This window comes from Mesorhizobium sp. ORM8.1, assembly GCF_053005525.2.
Window position 1 is genome coordinate 6,142,526 of record NZ_CM132600.1, and the last position, 14,407, is coordinate 6,156,932.

General features: G+C 64.9%; 15 protein-coding genes and 1 pseudogene. 8 read left to right on the top strand and 8 right to left on the bottom strand.

Annotated features, from left to right (window positions below):
* Positions 1–8: 8 nt before the first annotated feature.
* The 5 genes and pseudogenes from ACVDG8_RS30680 to pcaQ form a co-directional block, all read right to left on the bottom strand.
* A pseudogene (locus tag ACVDG8_RS30680) lies at positions 9–903 on the bottom strand (branched-chain amino acid ABC transporter permease).
* Positions 900–1,628: an ABC transporter ATP-binding protein gene (locus tag ACVDG8_RS30685; protein WP_447251803.1), complete on the bottom strand. Its 729-nt coding sequence runs from the start codon at positions 1,626–1,628 to the stop codon at positions 900–902. The pseudogene ACVDG8_RS30680 and the gene ACVDG8_RS30685 overlap by 4 nt, the downstream one beginning before the upstream one ends.
* Positions 1,625–2,356, bottom strand: coding sequence for an ABC transporter ATP-binding protein (locus tag ACVDG8_RS30690; protein WP_447257140.1), 732 nt, complete (start codon positions 2,354–2,356; stop codon positions 1,625–1,627). Before ACVDG8_RS30690 ends, ACVDG8_RS30685 begins: the two co-directional genes overlap by 4 nt.
* Positions 2,357–2,389: 33 nt before the next feature.
* Positions 2,390–3,706 carry an ABC transporter substrate-binding protein gene (locus ACVDG8_RS30695; protein WP_447251804.1) on the bottom strand — a complete coding sequence of 439 codons (1,317 nt, stop codon included), beginning with the start codon at positions 3,704–3,706 and terminating at the stop codon, positions 2,390–2,392.
* A gap of 179 nt (positions 3,707–3,885) precedes the next feature.
* Positions 3,886–4,803, bottom strand: a complete 918-nt coding sequence (pcaQ, locus tag ACVDG8_RS30700; protein WP_447251805.1) for a pca operon transcription factor PcaQ — start codon at positions 4,801–4,803, stop codon at positions 3,886–3,888.
* A 92-nt stretch (positions 4,804–4,895) separates the two neighbouring features.
* Between pcaQ and pcaD the strand changes: the two genes are divergently transcribed.
* Genes pcaD through pobA form a run of 6 tightly spaced genes read left to right on the top strand, consistent with a single transcriptional unit; the run spans position 4,896 to position 9,700 of the window.
* Positions 4,896–5,708: a 3-oxoadipate enol-lactonase gene (pcaD, locus tag ACVDG8_RS30705; protein WP_447251806.1), complete on the top strand. Its 813-nt coding sequence runs from the start codon at positions 4,896–4,898 to the stop codon at positions 5,706–5,708.
* The gene (gene pcaC, locus ACVDG8_RS30710; protein ID WP_447251807.1) at positions 5,701–6,105 is read left to right on the top strand and encodes a 4-carboxymuconolactone decarboxylase; all 405 of its coding nucleotides are present in this window, start codon (positions 5,701–5,703) and stop codon (positions 6,103–6,105) included. Before pcaD ends, pcaC begins: the two co-directional genes overlap by 8 nt.
* Positions 6,098–6,850 carry a protocatechuate 3,4-dioxygenase subunit beta gene (pcaH, locus tag ACVDG8_RS30715; protein ID WP_447251808.1) on the top strand — a complete coding sequence of 251 codons (753 nt, stop codon included), beginning with the start codon at positions 6,098–6,100 and terminating at the stop codon, positions 6,848–6,850. The genes pcaC and pcaH overlap by 8 nt, the downstream gene beginning before the upstream one ends.
* Positions 6,851–6,852: 2 nt before the next feature.
* On the top strand, positions 6,853–7,464 hold the full coding sequence (gene pcaG / locus ACVDG8_RS30720; RefSeq protein ID WP_447257141.1) for a protocatechuate 3,4-dioxygenase subunit alpha: 612 nt from the start codon (positions 6,853–6,855) through the stop codon (positions 7,462–7,464).
* An 11-nt stretch (positions 7,465–7,475) separates the two neighbouring features.
* Positions 7,476–8,528 (top strand): 3-carboxy-cis,cis-muconate cycloisomerase, encoded by a 1,053-nt coding sequence (locus ACVDG8_RS30725; RefSeq protein WP_447251809.1) that lies wholly within the window; start codon positions 7,476–7,478, stop codon positions 8,526–8,528.
* The gene (gene pobA / locus ACVDG8_RS30730) at positions 8,528–9,700 is read left to right on the top strand and encodes a 4-hydroxybenzoate 3-monooxygenase (RefSeq protein WP_447251810.1); all 1,173 of its coding nucleotides are present in this window, start codon (positions 8,528–8,530) and stop codon (positions 9,698–9,700) included. The genes ACVDG8_RS30725 and pobA overlap by 1 nt, the downstream gene beginning before the upstream one ends.
* 11 nt (positions 9,701–9,711) lie before the next feature.
* Here pobA and pcaF read toward each other — a convergent pair whose 3' ends face one another.
* From pcaF to ACVDG8_RS30745, 3 genes are read right to left on the bottom strand one after another with little or no spacing between them, the layout of a single operon-like run.
* Positions 9,712–10,917 carry a 3-oxoadipyl-CoA thiolase gene (gene pcaF, locus ACVDG8_RS30735; RefSeq protein ID WP_447251811.1) on the bottom strand — a complete coding sequence of 402 codons (1,206 nt, stop codon included), beginning with the start codon at positions 10,915–10,917 and terminating at the stop codon, positions 9,712–9,714.
* Complete coding sequence (locus tag ACVDG8_RS30740; protein ID WP_447251812.1) at positions 10,918–11,715, bottom strand: CoA-transferase subunit beta; 798 nt, start codon at positions 11,713–11,715, stop codon at positions 10,918–10,920.
* Complete coding sequence (locus ACVDG8_RS30745; RefSeq protein WP_447251813.1) at positions 11,712–12,569, bottom strand: CoA transferase subunit A; 858 nt, start codon at positions 12,567–12,569, stop codon at positions 11,712–11,714. Before ACVDG8_RS30745 ends, ACVDG8_RS30740 begins: the two co-directional genes overlap by 4 nt.
* 94 nt (positions 12,570–12,663) lie before the next feature.
* Between ACVDG8_RS30745 and ACVDG8_RS30750 the strand changes: the two genes are divergently transcribed.
* Both ACVDG8_RS30750 and ACVDG8_RS30755 read left to right on the top strand, forming a co-directional pair.
* Positions 12,664–13,446 (top strand): IclR family transcriptional regulator domain-containing protein, encoded by a 783-nt coding sequence (locus tag ACVDG8_RS30750; RefSeq protein WP_447251814.1) that lies wholly within the window; start codon positions 12,664–12,666, stop codon positions 13,444–13,446.
* Positions 13,447–13,680: 234 nt separating this feature from the next.
* The gene (locus ACVDG8_RS30755) at positions 13,681–14,406 is read left to right on the top strand and encodes a GntR family transcriptional regulator (protein WP_447251815.1); all 726 of its coding nucleotides are present in this window, start codon (positions 13,681–13,683) and stop codon (positions 14,404–14,406) included.
* Position 14,407 lies beyond the last annotated feature (1 nt).

Genomic DNA, 14,407 nt, shown 5'->3' on the forward strand with positions numbered 1-14,407 from the left:
AGCGACGCTCATGGCGTCTTCCCCGTGGAGAGGCGGAGCAGGCCGCGCAGGCCAAGACCGGATGTGTAGAGCCGGATGAACAGCACGATCAGGAAGGCGACATGGCCGCCGATGAGGAAGCCTTGTGGATGCACCTGGGCGCCGAGCGTCTGGGCCAGCGCCAGCACGATGCCACCGATCAGCGTGCCCCACAGCGAGCCGGCGCCGCCGATGACAGCTGCCTCGAAGGCAAACAGCAGCTGCGTCGCGCCGGCATAGGGATCGAAGGTGGCGCGCATGCCGAGGAAGGCGCCGGCGAGGCCGACCGTGACCATGGCGATGGCGGCGGCGATTGCCATGGCGCGGTGCGCGTCGACGCCGACCAGGCCGGCGGTGTCAGGGTCTTCCGAGGTGGCGCGGATCGATCGGCCGATGCCGGTGCGCGTCAGGAAAAGCTGCAGTCCGCCAAGCAGCACCACGGCGGTGATGAAGATGATCACGGCAAGCTTGCCGACATAGAGGCTGCCCGGCCATTCCCAGGAATCGTAGGACAGGCTGCCGATGAAAGGCGCCAGCGAGCGCGTGTCGGCGCCGAACTGCTCGAACAGGACATTGTCGATGACGATGGCGAGACCGAAGGTGGTGAGGATCGGCAACAGCGCGCCGCCGCGCGCTGCGTTCGAGCAGGAAGCGCTGCAGGGCCCAGCCGATCACGGCCATCAAGGGCAGCACGACGATCAGGCCGAAGAAGGGCGAGATGTGGAGGCGTGACGCAAGCAGCCACAGCGCAAACGCCGACAAGACGGCGAGGCTGCCATGCGCGAGGTTGATGATGCGCATCACCGAAAACATGAAGGAGAGGCCGCAGGCAATCAGCGCATAATAGCCGCCGAGCAGGATGCCCTGGATGATCTGGTTGCTCATGCCGGCACGCCTCCGGCACTCTTCCGGTGCAGGCCGAAATAGGCCTTGGTCACATCCTCGCGCGACACGCTCCTGCTGTCGCCGGCAAGCGCGACCCGGCCCTCGAGCATGCAGATGACCTTGTTTGAGACTGAGAGCGCGCGGTTGAGGTCCTGTTCGACGAGGATGATCGTCGTACCCGAACTGATCAGTCCCTGCAGCGAGGCATAGACGCGATCGACGACCAGTGGCGACAGGCCGAGCGAGACTTCGTCGAGCAACAGCAGGTCCGGATTGCTCATCAGCGCGCGGCCGATAGCCGTCGCCTGCTGCTCGCCGCCGGAGAGGTGTCCGGCCTTGGCGTGGCGGCGCGGCTTGAGATTGGGGAAGGTTTCCAGCACTTTCTCGACACTCCACTCGCCGAGACGTCCGGCGGTGCGGCCAAGCAGAAGGTTCTCCTCGACGGTCATCTGCACAAACAGCTTTCGGCCCTCGGGCACCAGTGCGATGCCGTTGCGGACGCGGCTGTGCGACGGCACGCCGGAGAGGTCGGCGCCGTCGAACAGCACGCGGCCCGAGGCGGCCTGGTGCGCGCCGGCGATCGCGCGCAACAGCGTCGTCTTGCCGGCGCCGTTGGCGCCGACCAGCGCCAGCGTCTCGCCGCGCTCGATCGTGAAGCTCACGCCGCGCACCGCCTGCAGCAGGCCGTGGCGGACGACCAGATCCTCGACCGACAGCAGGCTCATTTCGGCCCTCCGCCGAGATAGGCGCTGATCACCTGAGGATCGGCCATCACCGCTTGCGGCTCGCCATCGGCGATAATCTTTCCGGCGTCCATGCAGATCAGCCGCTCGGCCACCTGCAAAAGAATGTGGACGATGTGCTCGATCCAGACGATGCCGATCTTGCGGCGGCGCAGTTCGCGGATGGTCTCGACCAGTTCGCTCGCTTCGCCATCGGTCAGGCCGCCGCCGATCTCGTCGAGCAGAAGCAGCGTCGGCTTGGCCGCCAGCGCGCGCGCCAGTTCCAGCCGCTTGCGGTCGAGCAGGCCGAGCGTTTCGGCGCGACGGTTGGCAACGCCAAGCATGCCGCAGAGCTTCAATGAATTGAGTGCTTCCTCGTAAGCCTCGTCGCGGGCGAGACCAGCGCCATGCGAAGCGGCGACGAACACATTTTCGAAAGTGGTCATGCCGCTGAACGGCTTCGGCACCTGATGCGTACGGACCAGGCCGAGGCGGCAGCGCTGCGTCGCTGCCAGCGCGGTCACGTCATCGCCCTTGAAGGCGATGGAGCCGGCGCTCGGCGGATAGGCGCCGGACAGCACGCTGAGCAGCGTCGTCTTGCCGGCGCCGTTCGGCCCGACGATGCCGACGGCCTCGTCGGCGCCCATGGCGAAGTCGATGTCGTCGAGCACCACCAGCGCGCCGAAGCGCTTGTGGATGCCGGCGGCGGAGAGGATCGCAGCGTTTGGCATAGCGTTCACGATGCAGTCCTCACCGCCGGGACATCAGCCGTTATACGGCTGGAGCTTGGCTTCGACCGGCACGTTCGGGTCGGTGGCGTTCTCGGTCACGACATAGTCGAGTGGGAATTTGCTGCCTTCCTTGGCGGCAACCCATTGCGTGCCGATGATCGGGCCGGGCGAGACATTGGCGACCGGCCCGCTGGTGAAATCGACCTTGCCGATCATGGTGTCGGTCTTGAGCGTGCTCAGCGCCTTGGCGACCGCCGCCTTGTCCTTGGCATTGCTGCTTGCCTTCAGCGCTGCAAAGCCCGCATCGAGCAGCGACATCGAGGCGCCGAGCTGCTGCGTCCATTGCTTGCCGCTGGTGGCTTCGTAACCGTCGGCGAGCTCTGTTCCCGAAACGCCGGTCAGCGGCGACTTATAGGGGAAGGCCTTGTGCCAGTAGGCGGCGCTCGAAATCTTGTTACCGAGGTCGCCGAGCGCCTCGATATCGGACGGGAACAGGCCGGTCTTGGCGACCTGGCAGATCTTGATCTGACGCGTCAGCCCCTGCTGCGCGGCCTGACGCCAGAAGGCGGCAAAGTCCGGCGGGATCGGGAAGGAGTTGAAGATCTCGACGCCTTCCTGCTTGAACAGCGCGATCTGCGAGGAATAGTCGGTGGTGCCGGTCTCGTAGGCGCCGGGATCGACGATGGTGAAACCCTGCTTGGCCAAAAGCGGCGCCAGATGGGCGCGGATGGCGTTGCCGTCGGCGTCGTTGGGATACATGACGCCGACCTTCTTGTTGGTCTCGATCAGGTTCCACTGCGAGATATAGGCCTTGAAGAACTCGCCGACGCCAAAGCCGAAATGATAGGTCCATTTGAACGGCGAGGGCGCGCCGGGCTTGGCGCCGCGGCCGAAATACCAGGCTTCCCAAGGCATCACCGTCGACAGGCAAGGCACGCCGGCGGCTTCGCAGGCGTCGGCCACAGGGTTGATGACCTCCGGCGTCGAGACGGCGAGCATCAGATCGACGGCCTGGTTGTTGATCAGGTCCTTGGCGAGCTGGCCGGCGCGGGAGGGATCGGATTGCGTATCCTGATCAAGAATCTCGACGCTGTACTTCTTGCCGCCAATCTCGATGCCGTTGGCCAAAGCCTTGCGAGCAAGGTCGAGCACATAACCGTCGGTCTCGCCGAAGCCGGCAAGCGGCCCGGTGCGCGGGCTGACGAAGCCGACCTTGAGCGTCTCGGCGCTTTGCGCGAAAGCCTTGCCACGGCCAAACGCAAGTGCTGCGCCGCCGGCCACCGAAGTGGCGATGAACTGGCGCCGCGAGATGCCGCGAGCGGCGAATTTGCTACCGATAATCCTGGACATGCGCTCCTCCTTTGGCGCCGTTCCATGTGGCGGCAACCGGTTTTCCGGTCGCAGCCAAACGGCTCGGCGTTCGATCCTCCGATGTCACATTGCACTAGCGGTTTGGTTCGGTAAAATGATATTTTGCGGTGTTTCATTAACCGTGAGGTTAGGGAAAATCGGCTGAACGGTGCCGATTGTCACGCGCTGTGCCGCGCCGCCTCGCGGATCGTCTGCAACAGGATAATGAAGGCGGGCGAGGGGGCGGTGTCGGTGCGCATCGTCAAGCCAACCGGTCCCTTGGTTTCCTCGGTGTCGACAGGCAGCACGACGAAAGCGCCGCTGGCGATTTCGTTGGCGACGACACCGGCCGAGATGATCCACACCGCATTGCTCTGGCGCATAAAGGCGCGGCCGAAGGAATCCGACACGGTTTCGATTTCTGTCGCCGGCGCGGTCATGCCATTGGTGATGAAGAGCCGGTCGACGAAAGGCCGGATGACGGATTCCCGCGTCGGCATCAGCACCGGGAACTCGTCAAGGCGTGCGAAGATGTCGGCTCCCGGCTCTGTCAATGGATGCCCGGCGCGCACGACGAACAGCACCTGCTCGGAATAGAGGTGTTCGAAGAAGAAACTGGTCATGTGCTCCGGCGCAGCGAGGCGACCGACGACGAGGTCCAGCGCGCCGGTGCGCAACTGCTCGAGCAGCACGGCATTTTCGCCGGTGACGATCTTGAGCGCGGCGCCGGTGTTTTCGGCGAGGAACAGGCTCATGGCCTTTGGCATGACCTTTGCTGACACGGTCGGCAGCGCGCCGATGCGGATCGGGTCGCGATTGATGGCGCCGTCCTGGCGCACGGAATCGACGCCGCGCTTCAGCGCCGAGATGGCCGAGCCGGCATGTCCAAGGAAGATTTCGCCGAGCCGCGTCACCCGGATGCCGCGGCCGTCACGCTCGACGACGGCGACGCCGAGCGCTTCTTCCAGCTCGCGCAAAGTCTTGGTCACGGCCGGCGCGCTGACATGCAGGAAGTCGGCGGCGCGCGCCACGCTGCCCTGCCGCGCGACTTCGAGAAAGGCCTGCAGATGGCGGAAACGGATCCGGCTTTCGGCCATGGTTCGATAACCCCTAAGTTAATGAAACGCCGCAAAATATCATTTTACCGAACCAAACGCCTCGTGCAATGTGACTCAGGAGGATCGAAATCGTGCCATTTGCCAGCATAGGCGGCGTCACGCTGCATCACCGCTATACCGAGGCGAAAAGCACTGCGCGGCCGGTCATCTTCATCAATTCGCTCGGCACCGACTTCCGCATCTGGGACGAGGTCGTCGCGAACCTGACCGGCGAAGTGCCGATGCTCGTCTATGACAAGCGCGGCCACGGGCTGTCGGATATTGGCAATGGCGTGCGCTCGATCGACGACCATGCCGATGATCTCAGCGCGCTCATAGACCATTTCGGTCTTGACAAAGTGGTGCTCTTTGGCCTGTCCGTCGGTGGCATGGTGGCGCAGCGTCTCTATGCCCGCCGTCCCGGGATCGTCGAGGCGCTGATCCTCAGCGACACCGCGCACAAGATAGGCACTGCCGAAAGCTGGAACACCCGTATCGCGATCGTCGAGCGTGACGGTATCGAAGCGATCGCCGACGGCATCATGAAGGTGTGGTTCACGCCGGAATTCCATGCCGGGCGTGCGGCCGAACTCGCCGGCTGCCGCAACATGCTGACCCGACAGCCGCTGCCTGGCTATATCGGCACCTGCATGGCGGTGCGCGACGCCGACTTCACCGACAGCGCGCGCCGTGTCGCGGTGCCGACGCTGTGCATCGTCGGCGACCAGGACGGTTCGACGCCGCCCGACCTCGTGCGTTCGCTGGCCGCGCTGATCCCCGCCGCGCGCTTCGAAGTGATCCGCAATGCCGGGCACATTCCCTGCGTCGAGCAGCCGGACGTGCTGACCAATTTGATACGCGACTTCGTCGCCTCGTTGCCTGAGGGAAAGCCTGCTCATGGATGATGTGTCCAAGACCGCAAACCGATACCGGACCGGGCTGGAAGTCCGCCGCTCCGTGCTCGGCGGTCCGCATGTCGATCGCGCCGAGGACGCCGCGACCGATTTCGACCGGCCATTTCAGGAATTGATCACCGAGGCGGCCTGGGGGACGGTGTGGGCACGACCCGGCTGGTCGAAGCGCGAACGTTCGATCGTGACCCTGGCGCTGCTCGCGGCACTCGGCCATGACGAGGAGGTGGCGATGCATGTGCGCGCAACCGTCAACACCGGCGCCTCGCGCGACGACATTTGCGAAGCCTTCCTGCATGTCGCGATCTATGCCGGTGTTCCAGCGGCAAACCGCGCTTTCAAGATCGCCAAGGAGGTGTTCGCGCAGATGGATGGAGCCGCGCATGGCTGAACTCAGATCCAATCGCGCGCCGGAAACCGGCGCCTTCTTCCAGCGCGACCGGCAATGGCATCCGCCGGCGTTCACGCCAGGCTACAAAAGTTCGGTGCTGCGCTCGCCACAGAAGGCGCTGCTGTCTTTCGACAACACCCTGTCGGAACTGACCGGGCCGGTGTTCGGCCATGCCATGTTGGGCGAACTCGACAACGACCTGATCCATAATTTCGCCACGCCGGGCGAGAGCGCCATTGGCGAGCGCATCATCGTCCACGGACGGGTGCTCGACGAGCGCGGCAGGGGCGTGCCCGGCGTTTTGGTCGAGTTTTGGCAGGCCAATGCCGGCGGCCGTTATCGCCACAAGAAGGATGGCTATCTGGCGCCGCTCGATCCGAATTTCGGCGGCTGCGGCCGCACCATCACTGGCGAGGACGGCTTCTATGCTTTTCGTACCGTCAGGCCGGGCCCTTATCCGTGGCCGAATGGCCCCAACGACTGGCGTCCGGCGCATATCCATTTTTCGGTCTTCGGCCACGGCTTCGCGCAGCGGCTGATCACGCAGATGTATTTCGAAGGCGATCCGCTGATCTGGCGCTGCCCGATCGTCGGCGGCATTCGCGACAAGGCCGCGATCGAGGCGCTGGTTGCCATGCTCGACATGCAGTCGACGATCCCGATGGACGCGCTCGCCTACAAGTTCGACATCGTGCTGCGCGGACGCCGCTCGACGCTGTTCGAGAACAGGCCGGAGGGCAATTGAGCATGCAATCGCTCGACCGATTGAAGGAGAGCCCGTCGCAGACCGCAGGCCCTTACGTGCATATCGGGCTGACGCCGAATTTCTGCGGCATTGGCGGCGTCTACGACAGCGACCTCGGCTCGACCATGGTCAACGACCAGACGAAGGGCGAGCGGATCGAATTGCGCATCCGGGTTCTCGACGGCGCCGGCGCGCCGCTCAAGGATGCGTTGGTCGAGATCTGGCAGGCCGACAGCGACGGGCTCTACAATTCGCCGGCCGAATTGCGTGGCGCGGCCGATCCAAACTTCCAGGGCTGGGGCCGGCAGCCGACCGACATGGAAACGGGCATCTGCCTGTTCCAGACGATCAAGCCCGGCCGGGTGCCATTCCGCGATGGGCGGCTGATGGCGCCGCATATCAGCCTCTGGATCGTGGCGCGCGGCATCAATGTCGGCCTCAACACCAGGCTCTACTTCTCCGACGAGGAGAAAGCCAATGCCGAGGATCCGATCCTGGCCCGCATCGAGCATCGGCAGCGCGTGGCGACGCTGATCGCCGAGCGCCAGGGCAATACCTATGTCTTCGACGTTCATCTCCAGGGCGAGAAGGAGACGGTCTTCTTCGACAGCTGACCGACAGCCACATGACCGTATCGCCTTTCGATCACCCACTGCTTTCCGGCCTCGTTGGCGACGAGGAGGCGGCAAGGCATTTTTCGGTGGAGGCCGACATCGATGCGATGCTCGGTTTCGAGCAGGCGTTGGCGCAAGCCGAGGCAGCATGTGGCGTGATTCCAAACGAGGCCGAGGCAGCGATCGTCAAGGCGCTGGCCTCGTTCCGGCCGGATACCGCGAAGCTGAAGGCTGGCGTCACCAAGGACGGCGTCGTGGTGCCGGAACTGGTGCGACAGATCCGGGCGACCGTGGGCGCGCAATATGGCGAGTTCGTCCATTTCGGCGCCACCAGCCAGGACGTCATCGACACGTCGCTGGTGCTGCGCCTGTGCCAGGTGATCGACCATATCGGCCTGCTGCTTGGCGAAAACATCGTGCGCCTCACCGGGCTCGAACAGGAGTTCGAGGGCAAGGCGCTGATGGCGGTGACGCGCATGCAACCGGCAATCCCGATCACGGTGGGAGATCGGTTGGCCGCCTGGCGCGCTCCGCTCGAACGTCATCAGCTGCGTCTTGCCGAAGTGTCGGGCCGGTTGCTGGTGGTGCAATTCGGCGGCGCCGCCGGCACGCTGGAAAAGCTGGGCGGCAAAGCTGCGGCGGTGCGCGCGGCGCTTGCCGCCAAGCTCGGCCTTGGCGACGCGCCGCAATGGCATAGCCAGCGTGACGCGCTCGCCGAGTTCGCCGGCTGGCTGTCGCTCGTCACCGGCAGCCTCGGCAAGTTCGGCCAGGACGTCGCGCTGATGGCGCAGGCGGGAACAGAGGTCAAGCTGTCAGGCGGCGGTGGCTCGTCGGCCATGCCGCACAAGCAGAACCCGGTGAAGGCGGAAGCGCTGGTCGCGCTGGCGCGCTTCAACGCCGTCCAGCTTTCCGGCATGCATCAGGCGCTGGTGCATGAGCAGGAGCGCTCGGGCGCCGGCTGGATGCTGGAATGGCTGATCCTGCCGCAGATGGTGGTGGCGACAGCCGGGGCGCTCAGGCTCGCCGCTGAGCTGGCCGGTCAGATCGAAAGCCTCGGCCACTGATGCGCACACAGGTCGCCATCATCGGCTCTGGCCCTTCCGGCCTGCTGCTCGGTCAATTGCTGGCCACAATCGGTGTCGAGACGGTGATTCTCGAACGATCGAGCCGCGAGCATGTGCTCGGACGCGTGCGCGCTGGCGTGCTTGAACAAGGCACTGTCGACCTGCTCGGCGACGCAGGCGCGGCGGACCGGCTGCTGGCTCAAGGGCTGCCGCATGAGGGCATCTCGCTCGCCTTTGATGGTCGCGTACACCGCATCGACATGGCGGCGCTCACCGGCGGCAAGCATGTCACCGTCTACGGTCAGACCGAAGTGACGCTGGACCTGATGCTGAAGCGCGAAGCAGCGGGCCTTGCGACCGTTTTCGAGGCCTCGAATGTCGTGCTGCATGATTTTGACAGCGCATCGTCTTTCGTCACCTACGACAAGGACGGTGTTGCGCATCGCCTCGACTGCGACTTCATCGCCGGCTGCGACGGCTATCACGGCGTCAGCCGCAGATCGGTGCCGGAAGGCGCGCTGAAGACATTCGAGCGGCAGTATCCGTTCGGCTGGCTGGGCTTGCTGGCCGAAGTGCCACCGGCCGATCACGAACTGGTCTACGCCAATCACGAGCTAGGCTTTGCGCTGTGCTCGATGCGCTCGCCGCAGCGCAGCCGCTACTATGTGCAGGTGCCTGTCGACGAGCGCGTCGAGGCATGGTCGGACGACCGCTTCTGGGACGAGTTGCGACGCCGCCTGCCGCCGCAGACGGCGTCTGCCGTCACCACCGGGCCATCCTTCGAAAAGTCGATTGCGCCGCTGCGGTCATTCGTTGCCGAGCCGATGCGCTTCGGCAAATTGTTCCTGGTCGGCGACGCCGCCCATATCGTGCCGCCGACCGGCGCAAAAGGGCTCAACCTTGCCGCCAGCGACGTGCGCTATCTGTTTGCCGGGCTTCGCGAATTCTATCGCGAGAAGTCGGCAGCCGGGCTCGACGCCTATTCGTCAAAGGCGCTGGCGCGGGTGTGGAAAGCGGTGCGCTTCTCCTGGTGGATGACGACGATGCTGCACCGTTTTCCGGAGACGGGCGAGTTCGGCCAGCGCATCCAGGAAGCCGAGCTTGATTATCTGGTCAACTCGCAGGCGGCGTCGACCGCGCTGGCGGAGAATTACGTCGGCTTGCCTTATTGACCGGAGATCGGTCAGACCCGCTCCAACGCGATTGCAATACCCTGGCCGACACCGATGCACATGGTCGCCAAAGCCAGCTTGCCGCCACGTTCGCGCAGCTCCAGCGCCGCCGTGCCGGTGATGCGGGCGCCCGACATGCCGAGCGGATGGCCGAGCGCGATGGCGCCGCCGTTCGGATTAACGTGCGCGGCGTCCTCGGCGATACCGAGCTGGCGCAATACGGCGATGCCTTGCGAGGCAAAGGCTTCGTTGAGCTCGATGACATCGAACTGGTCGGGTGTCAGGCCAAGACGGGCGCAGAGCTTTTTCGTCGCCGGCGCCGGGCCGATGCCCATGATGCGTGGCGCAACGCCGGCGGCGGCGCCGCCGAGGATGCGGGCGATCGGCGTCAGGCCGTGTCTCTTCGCCGCCGCTTCCGAGGCGATGATGAGGGCGGCCGCGCCATCATTGACACCCGAGGCGTTGCCGGCGGTGACCGTGCCGCCTTGCCGGAACGGCGTCGGCAGTTTGCCGAGTGTATCCATGGTCGTGCCGGCGCGCGGATGCTCGTCCTTCGATACGACAACCGCATCGCCCTTTCTCTGGGGAATGCTCACCGGCGTGATCTCCATCGCCAGCCGGCCATTGGCTTGCGCGGCGACCGCCTTGTCCTGGCTGCGCACGGCGAAGGCGTCCTGATCCGCCCTGCTGACGGAAAAATCCTCGGCGACGTTCTCGCCGGTCTCCGGCATGGAATCGACGCCATATTGTTTCTTCATCAGCGGGTTGATGAAGCGCCAGCCGATGGTGGTGTCGTGGATTTCGGCATTGCGTGAAAAGGCGGTGTCGGCCTTCGGCATGACGAAGGGCGCGCGGCTCATCGACTCCACGCCACCCGCGATCATCAGCTCGGCTTCACCTGATTTGATGGCGCGCGCGGCGATGGTAACGGCGTCCATGCCCGAGCCGCAGAGGCGATTGACGGTAGATCCGGGGATGTCCTGGGGCAGGCCGGCCAGCAACAGCGCCATGCGCGCGACGTTGCGGTTGTCCTCGCCGGCCTGGTTGGCGCAGCCATAGACGAGATCGTCGACCGCGGCCCAGTCGATTCCGGCATTGCGCTCGACCAGCGCCTTCAGCGGGATGGCGCCAAGATCGTCGGCGCGCACCGAGGACAGCGCGCCGCCGAAGCGGCCGATCGGGGTGCGGATGTAGTCGCAGATATAGGCCTCAGTCATCTAGGCTGCTTTCTCTCTGGCGGTTCCTTCATGCGCCGCCTTGGTGCGGGCTTGCAGGTCGCGCAATGTCTTCAATTCGAGTTCCGTTGGCGCCGGCGTCTCGTCAAGGGCCTCGGCGAACCTGACCGTCCAGCCACAGGTCGCCTGCACCTGCTCGCGCGTGACGCCGGGATGCAGCGACACGACGGTGAATTCCTTACTGACCGGGTCAGGCTTCCAGATGGCAAGGTCGGTGATCAGCAGTGTCGGGCCTGCGGTGTCGATGCCGAGGCGCTGGCGATGGTCGCCGCCGTCGCCATGGCCGAAGGAGGTGAAGAAGTCGATCTTGTCGACCATGCCGCGCTTCGTCTGCGCCATGGTGATGTAGACCTGTTTCGACGAGGTCGCGATCTCCGGCGCGCCGCCGCCGCCGGGCAGGCGCGTCTTCGGATGCGCGTAATCGCCGATGACGGTGGTGTTGATGTTGCCGAACTTGTCGAGTTGGGCCGCTCCGAGGAAGCCGATCGAGATGCGGCCGCCTTGCAGCCAGTAGCGGAACATCTCCGGCACCGCGACGGTGGTGATCGCCGTCTCGCACAATTCGCCGTCGCCGATCGACAGCGGCAGCACGTCGGGCGCGGTGCCGATGGTGCCGCTTTCATAGATCAGCGTGATGTCGGGCGCATGGGTCAGCCGCGCGACGTTGCAGGCGGCCGAGGGCGCGCCGATGCCGACGAAGCAGACGTCCTTGCTTTTCAGCGCGCGGCTGGCGGCGATCGTCATCATCTCGTTGGGCGTGAAACCCTGTGCGTCGCTCATGCGGCTTTCCTCAGATGCTCGACACGTGCGGCGAAGTCGTCGGCGCTGCTTTCGATGACGTACTTTTTGATCCACGCGTGAAAGCGGTCGCGGTCGGCGGCGATCTCGTCCCATTCGAGATAAGCGGCGTTGTCGCGCTCGTAATAGCCATGCGCGTAGGACGGATGCGAGCCGCCCGGAACCACCGAGATCGCGGCGATCGTCCAGTGCGGCAGCACGGTGAGGTTGGGGTGGAGGTCGTCGAAAGTGTCGACCACTTCCTCGACCGTGACCACGGCTCGGCTAGCGGCAAGCACGGCTTCCTTCTGGATGCCGATGATGCCTTCGACCAGCACGTTGCCTTTGCGGTCGGCCTTCTGCGCGTGGATGACGCTGACATCGGGCCTAATAGCCGGAACGGCGGCAAGCACTTCGCCGGTGAACGGGCAGGTGACGGTCCGGATGTTCGGATTGACCGAGGCCAGACCAGCGCCGCGATAGCCACGAAACACTGCGCAGGGCAGGCCTGCCGCACCCGCCTCATAGGCGTTGGCCATGCCGGCATGGCTGTGCTCCTCGACCTCGATCGACCGTGGAAAGCCGTTTTCGATGGCGTCGCGGGCGCGCCGCAACAGGCCGACGCCCGGATTGCCGACATAGGAGAAGATGATCTTCTTCGCCATGCCCATGCCGATCATCTGGTCGTAGATCAAATCGGGCGTCATGCGGATCAGCGTCAGGTCGCGAAAGCCCTGGCGGATCGCCTCATGCGCGGCGGCGGTCGGGATCAGGTGGGTGAAGCCCTCGAATGCGACCGTATCGCCATCGTGAAGATTCTGCGCGACGGCTTCTTTCAGCGGCAGGAACTTCACCATTTCCAAACTCCGATGATCTAATAAAAGTTCGTATTGCGAACATATGTTTGATATGCGATACTTTTTAATCCGACCCGAACGGGGAGTCAACGTCATGGAAGCGGTCGCGGAAGAAGAGACCGGTTCGCGCGACCTAGTCGGCTCGCTGGAGCGCGGCCTGGCGGTGATGGAAATCCTCGCCCGCCATCCGTCCGGCATGACGCTGACCGAAATGGCGGAGGAGGCGGGGCTTACGCGGGCAGGCGCCCGACGTTTTCTGCTGACGCTGACCGCGACCGGCTACGCCACGCAGTCCGGCCGGCGGTTTTGCCTGTCGCCGCGGTTGTTGACCGTGGCGCGGACCTGGCTTGGCGGCGCATCGCTATGGACTTTCGCGGCGCCGGTCATGCGCGAGGTGGCGGCCAAGTTCGACGAGGCCTGCAATGCCGCGGTGCTGTCGGGCGAGGATGTCGTCTATGTCGCGCGCATTCCCGGGCGTCGGATACTGAGCGTGGCGCTCGATGTCGGCACGAGGCTGCCTGCCTACTGCACCTCGATGGGGCGCGTGCTGCTCTCCGGCATGGCAACCGACGAACAGAAGACCTTTCTTGCCGAGGCAAGGATCGAGCGGCGGACACCAAAGACGATCACCGGCCGCGCCGCGCTCGGCAAGGCGATTGACGCGGCGAGGACGGATGGCTTTGCCATCGTCGACGAGGAGTTGGAGCTTGGGCTGCGCTCGATCGCCGTGCCGATCAACGACCGCGCCGGACACACCGTCGCCGCCATCAACGTCTCGACGCAATCGGCGCGCTTCTCGGTCGAAGCGATGCAGCGCGATATCCTGCCGGTGCTGTTGAAGGCCAGGCAGCGGATCGAGGAATTCTTCTTCGTTTAGGAGCTACACGGCTACGCGAAGCCAAGTTGCTGGCGAGAGTTCGATGTGATTGTCGGACGTTGGCGCTGCCCCTCATCGCCCTGCCCGTCCTTCGCAGCAGCTACGCTGCAGCTTCGGAGGGTAAACTGGGCACTTCTTCCCGTATAGGGACGGGGAGAAGGGGCTCGCCGTTGACCGTTCATTTCAGATGCGCTAATGAACAGGACTATACAGGTTCACTGAACAGGTATCGATATGGCCCGTCGCGCAGCGCAGATCACTCCCGGCACGGGCAAGCCCGAGCAGATCGCGACGGTTCTCGAACATGAAATCCGCTCCGGCGTGCTGGGCTTCGGCGACCGCCTGCAGAGCGAGAACGAACTCGTCCAGCGCTTTTCCGTCAGCCGCAACACGGTCCGCAAAGGGCTGGAGGAACTGTCGAGCCGGGGGCTCATCACCACCAGGGTCGGCATCGGCTCCTTCGTCACCTTCGACGGCATGCCGGTCGACGACGCCATCGGCTGGTCGCGCGCGCTCGCCAATGCCGGCGCCAATGCCGAGACCCGCACGTTGCGGCTTGAAATCATCGAGGACGCCGAACTGGCGGCAAGGCTCGGTGTCGACAGTCCGTCCTTTATCGCGGTCGACCGCGCCCGCACCAATGCCGCCGACGGCCATGCGATCTCGATCGAACGCAGCCGCCTGCCGCTGTCGCCGGAACTTGAAGACGTGCCGCTGCGCGGCTTGCGCGAAGGCACGCTGCACCAGACGTTGCGCGAGGCAGGGCTGATGCCCGACCATGGCGAGGAGTGGGTCGACATCGAGATGCTGAGCGCGGCCGATGCGGCGATCCTCGATTGCGCTCCCGGCACGCCGTTCCTGCGCACGCGACGCCTGACGCGCGCCGCCGACGGCAGGGTGATCGAATTCGTCACCAGCCTGCTCAACCCGGCGCATTTCGCGCTGCATCTGGAGTTCTGAG

What these genes read in the sequence shown, in the direction of transcription:
- ACVDG8_RS30685 (WP_447251803.1), bottom strand. Translation starts at nt 1,628, where the DNA reads ATGAGCCTGCTGTCGGTCGAGGATCTGGTCGTCCGCCACGGCCTGCTG.
- ACVDG8_RS30690 (WP_447257140.1), bottom strand. Translation starts at nt 2,356, where the DNA reads ATGCCAAACGCTGCGATCCTCTCCGCCGCCGGCATCCACAAGCGCTTC.
- ACVDG8_RS30695 (WP_447251804.1), bottom strand. Translation starts at nt 3,706, where the DNA reads ATGTCCAGGATTATCGGTAGCAAATTCGCCGCTCGCGGCATCTCGCGG.
- pcaQ (WP_447251805.1), bottom strand. Translation starts at nt 4,803, where the DNA reads ATGGCCGAAAGCCGGATCCGTTTCCGCCATCTGCAGGCCTTTCTCGAA.
- pcaC (WP_447251807.1), top strand. Translation starts at nt 5,701, where the DNA reads ATGGATGATGTGTCCAAGACCGCAAACCGATACCGGACCGGGCTGGAA.
- pcaH (WP_447251808.1), top strand. Translation starts at nt 6,098, where the DNA reads ATGGCTGAACTCAGATCCAATCGCGCGCCGGAAACCGGCGCCTTCTTC.
- pcaG (WP_447257141.1), top strand. Translation starts at nt 6,853, where the DNA reads ATGCAATCGCTCGACCGATTGAAGGAGAGCCCGTCGCAGACCGCAGGC.
- ACVDG8_RS30725 (WP_447251809.1), top strand. Translation starts at nt 7,476, where the DNA reads ATGACCGTATCGCCTTTCGATCACCCACTGCTTTCCGGCCTCGTTGGC.
- pobA (WP_447251810.1), top strand. Translation starts at nt 8,528, where the DNA reads ATGCGCACACAGGTCGCCATCATCGGCTCTGGCCCTTCCGGCCTGCTG.
- pcaF (WP_447251811.1), bottom strand. Translation starts at nt 10,917, where the DNA reads ATGACTGAGGCCTATATCTGCGACTACATCCGCACCCCGATCGGCCGC.
- ACVDG8_RS30740 (WP_447251812.1), bottom strand. Translation starts at nt 11,715, where the DNA reads ATGAGCGACGCACAGGGTTTCACGCCCAACGAGATGATGACGATCGCC.
- ACVDG8_RS30745 (WP_447251813.1), bottom strand. Translation starts at nt 12,569, where the DNA reads ATGGTGAAGTTCCTGCCGCTGAAAGAAGCCGTCGCGCAGAATCTTCAC.
- ACVDG8_RS30750 (WP_447251814.1), top strand. Translation starts at nt 12,664, where the DNA reads ATGGAAGCGGTCGCGGAAGAAGAGACCGGTTCGCGCGACCTAGTCGGC.
- ACVDG8_RS30755 (WP_447251815.1), top strand. Translation starts at nt 13,681, where the DNA reads ATGGCCCGTCGCGCAGCGCAGATCACTCCCGGCACGGGCAAGCCCGAG.